We start from the raw sequence: 4,548 nt of genomic DNA on the forward strand, positions 1-4,548 counted from the left end.
CCGCCAACCCCTACAACCAGCAGCCCCCGCTCCGACAAGGACGGGGGCTGGCTGCGTTTTTGGCCCCGGCCGAATGCGCTTCGACTCCAGGCACGCACACGCACACCGGGGCCATAACCCGCCCAAGGCAGCCAGGCGTAGATCCCTTTAGTTGGCCATCATCCTCTCAATTCACCCATAACCATTCCATTCTTATTATTCCCACTGGCTACTGCCGAAACTACACAACTTCTGAATTATAACCTTCTCACAATTAAGGAGGCGTAGGTATACCCTGCCTACTGATGACTACGCTGCAACCCTCGGAGGCGAAGTGACTTGCTGACAGCAGTAAACCCCATAGATTACAGCAGTGAACTCCGTAGATGAAGGTCTACTAGATGACACGTAAGGCTAGGGAAGGTGTAGCAATAACAACCTGTTGCTCCTTTGCCTGATAGCCCGCCTGCTGATAACCTTATCCCGCTTCTGTGCAGGAGGAGCATACATTCTCCTCTGCGCTAAACTGGAAATAGCAGGAGTCTGTTGTAAATATCAGTGATTAAGTGTTTAACCTGTTCATTAACTTTCATAACAGTCTTTACTTTTGCTAGTTGGGTAAAGCTTTATCTAAGTTTCAAACAACCTCGAAGTTTATTATCTACCTTTTTTCCTACTGCTCCACATAACAAGTTCCTAAGTCAAACGTTAGCTGCTTATTAACCTGAACCTTAAATAAGGAGTGGCATATATTGCCTTACACATAAGTGTAGTCAATCATAATAGTAACCTTCAACAAGTTGCAAAAAAAAGCAAAATGAGGTTGTCCGGTTCAGATTATTCAAATGAAACTGGCCTTCCGAAAGTATAAGGAGTCAAATTATGTCAAGGGCAAAATAGCTTGCTATGTTTATACAGTTACTTCTGCCTAAAACAATTGTTGTGGCATTAACTCTTTTTGTTTCCTTGTCAGGCTAATTATTGTTTATTTGATTGCAGCTGTTTAACTTGAAACATGGCCCTTCTTTATCCTACATTTTTATTTGCTTTAGCTGCCACAGGTATTCCTATAATTCTTCATCTGGCTCAACTCCGAAAAGCCAAACGAATTGAATTCAGCAATGTCCGGTTAATCCAAACAACAAAAGACATTACGGCAAGTCAGCGCAATCTGAAAGAGATCCTAATCCTTATCTGTCGTATTCTTTTTATAGTCTTCCTGGTGCTGGCCTTTGCTCAACCTTTCCTGCCTGCGTCAGATTCGTTTGTTCCTGCCGATACTTCACAGGTTTCTATAGTCGTGGATAACTCCTTTAGTATGCAGAATACACATGCCGAAGAAGATGTGACCCTATTAACTGCCGCTACAGAACAAGCGCAAAGTACACTCGATTTATTTCCGGCTTCTACTACTTTTCGGCTTTCTACAGCCTCTAACTCACCTAACAGCGGGGTTTTAGATAAACCAGCAGCTTCTTCCCTTTTAAATGAACTGAACTATGCTTCTGGTTCCGGTTTTCAGGTATTGGCAGGAGTCCGAACGGCAGAGCATGTGTTTGTGTTTTCTGATTTTCAGAGGAGCAGTTTTCAACCTGCCAGCTTATCAGCAGTAGACTCAACCAGGCAGGTGCACCTGGTACCGGTAAAAGCAGCTTCTACTGCCAATGTGGTAATAGACTCTGTTTACCTCGAAGATGAATTTATAAGACCAGCAGGCGAAAACCTGTTGTACATTCGCCTGTTTAATGCAGGTTCAGAAGCGATTGAGGACTGCAATGTGAAACTGATGGTGAATGAGCGGCAGGTAGCAGCCCTGAGCGTTGATTTGCCGGCCCAGCAGGTAACAGAAACCACCGTTAATTTTAGCCTGATGGGGAGTGGCGTGAGCAAAGCCTATGTGCTGGTAGAAGATTATCCCGTAGAATTCGACAACAGTTATCACTTTGTGATGGCACCATCAAGCAATATCGAGATGGTGGAAATAACCGACAATGCTTCTGAACTGTTGCCCCGGCTCTTCAGAAACGAAGCATTTTTTAAGCTAACGCAGTATCAGCAGAGTAACATCGATTATGCTCGCACAGCGGCTGCGCATACAGTGCTGCTAAACGGAGTAAAAAATGTTTCTTCGGCACTGGCTTCCACATTAGCCACCTTCCTGAAAGGAGGCGGAACGCTGGTTATTATACCGCCAGGCCAGGCAGATAATGCCAGCTATAGCAGTCTTATGCAAAACCTGAACATAGCTGCCAACCTGATGGGGGGGGCATCAGACGAGCCAGCCAAAACAGCTATAGCTGTTCCGGATCCTGCCAACCCGTTTTTCAAAAGCATATTCTCCGATTTCGATCCTAAAATGCAAATGCCTGCCGCAGCCAGAACAGTGGCATGGTCAAGAGCATCTGATGACATTCTGAAATTCAGAGGTGGTTCTCCTTTCCTGTCGCGGTTCGACAGAGGCAGCGGAAAAGTTTTTTTGATGGCGGCACCACTCGAAGATAATTACAACGAGTTGCAGAACCATGCCCTGTTTGTGCCGGTTATGTATAAACTTGCCATTGCCAGCTACAAGCAGGAACAACAACTATCTTACGCCATTAACGGTGCCACCGTGAACATGCCCGTACCGGCACCGCAAAGAAAAGAAGGCATCTACAAACTTGTGCAAGATAGCCTCGAGTATATTCCGGAACAGCAAATGCGGGGTGGCAATCTTTTTTTCACCATTCCGGATGCCATAGATCAGGCCGGGTTTTATGACCTCCGCTTAGGCGATTCTACCATGACCACACTGGCCTTTAATTACCCTAAAAGCGAATCGTTGCTGGAGCAGTACTCACCCGATGAACTACGAAGTTTCCTGAAGCCGGGGCAGACCAATGTGCATGTTTACGATTATGGTGATGCGTTTTCTGTAAAAGGAGAATTCGAAAAACGATATTTTGGTGTCAAGCTTTGGAAATATTGCCTAATATTGTGTCTGATTTTCTTAATGGCAGAAATAGCCCTCATAAGATTTTTTTAGCATGAACATACTCCTAAAGGCTGTAACCATTTACCATCCCGAATCAGAATTCCATTTACAACAACAGCACATTTTTATAGAGAGCGGCACTATTACCTATATAGGGCCTGAAACCAGGGAGGCAGAGCAGGTGGTGGAAGCCAGTGGCCTGTGTGTATCGCTCGGATGGGTCGATATGTTTGCCTTTGCCGGTGAGCCTGGCCTGGAGCACAAAGAGGACCTGGAGTCGGTGGCTGCTGCTGCGGCGGCAGGTGGCTTTACGGAGTTACTGTGTCTGCCTAATGTGCAGCCTGTGGTACAGACAAAGGGCGCGGTAAACTTTATTAAAAGCAAATCGGCGTACTTGCCTGTAACGCTGCACCCTGCTGCGGCCATTACCATCGATGCCGAAGGTAAAGACCTGACCGAGATGATAGACCTGCACCGGGCAGGTGCCATTGCGTTTACGGATGGTTTAAAGCCATTGCAGGGGGCCGATGTACTGCTAAAGGCACTGCAGTATGTGCAGATGTTTAATGGGCTGCTCCTGAACAAGCCGGAGCATACCCGCCTCACGAACCACGGGCAAATGCATGAGGGCGAGGTCAGTACCCGCCTGGGCATGAAAGGTATGCCAGCCATTGCCGAAGAAGTTATGGTGACACGCGATTTGCAGTTACTAACCTACACCGGTGGGCGCTTACATTTTTCGGCTATCTCTACTGCGGCAGCCGTCGATGCCATCCGGAAGGCGAAAGCCCAGGGCTTGCAGGTTACCTGCGATGTGGCTAGCTACCAGGCCTTTTTTACAGACGAGACCATTTTACCTTTCGATACAAATTACAAAGTAGCGCCACCTTTCAGAAGCCAGGCTGATGCCGAAGCTATAAAAGAGGGCCTGCGCGATGGCACCATCGATGTGCTGATGTCTGCGCACCTGCCGCACGACCCGGAGGCAAAGAACCTGGAGTTCGACCTGGCCGAATTTGGTATTACCAACCTCGAAACAGCCTTTGCTGTGGCTAACACCTCACTAACCGGTGCACTTTCTACAGAAGCCATTATTGAGAAATTTGCGTTGAACCCCAGAAAAATACTTGGCTTGCCTGCGTCAGGACTCGCAGTAGGAGAACAAGCCAACCTGACACTGTTTAACCCGACAAAAACCTGGACTCCGGAAGTAAACAAAACAAAATCGAAGTCTAAGAACAGCCCGTTCTATGGCAGGAGCTTAACAGGTGCAGTTGTGGGCATTGTACATAAGGGGCAGATGGTGCTCAATTAAACTTTTTTTATATATTTATAGTGTAATATTGTTTGGAGCGTACAGTTGCTCCATATACCAGGAAATTTGAATGTTTAATCAGGCGATAGTAAGGGTAGGGGTACGTTATGGAGTTATTTGTGGAGTAGCGAGCTTTATGCTGGTGCTGCTAACTTACCTGTTAGGTTACAACCCCTTAAGCGAATCGGGGCGGTTAAGCTTTTTTGTGCTGCCAGTATTTATTTTCCTGGGAATGAAGTACTACAAACAGTTCCTCGATACTGAACTTAGCTTTTTTAAA

At 46.6% G+C, this 4,548-nt stretch carries 3 protein-coding genes; all 3 read left to right on the forward strand.

The window, feature by feature from the left end; all coding sequences use genetic code 11:
- The coding region (locus FVR03_RS24835) for a hypothetical protein (RefSeq protein ID WP_222707309.1) at window positions 1-242 on the forward strand (242 nt) is incomplete at its 5' end.
- Window positions 243-994: 752 nt separating this feature from the next.
- Window positions 995-3,004, forward strand: a complete 2,010-nt coding sequence (locus FVR03_RS23720) for a BatA domain-containing protein (RefSeq protein WP_255474383.1) — start codon at window positions 995-997, stop codon at window positions 3,002-3,004.
- 1 nt (window position 3,005) lies between these two features.
- Window positions 3,006-4,268, forward strand: coding sequence for a dihydroorotase (locus FVR03_RS23725; RefSeq protein ID WP_147924260.1), 1,263 nt, complete (start codon window positions 3,006-3,008; stop codon window positions 4,266-4,268).
- The last annotated feature ends 280 nt before the right edge of the window (window positions 4,269-4,548 follow it).

The organism is Pontibacter qinzhouensis (genome assembly GCF_008017455.1).
Classification (GTDB): Bacteria; Bacteroidota; Bacteroidia; order Cytophagales; family Hymenobacteraceae; genus Pontibacter; species Pontibacter qinzhouensis.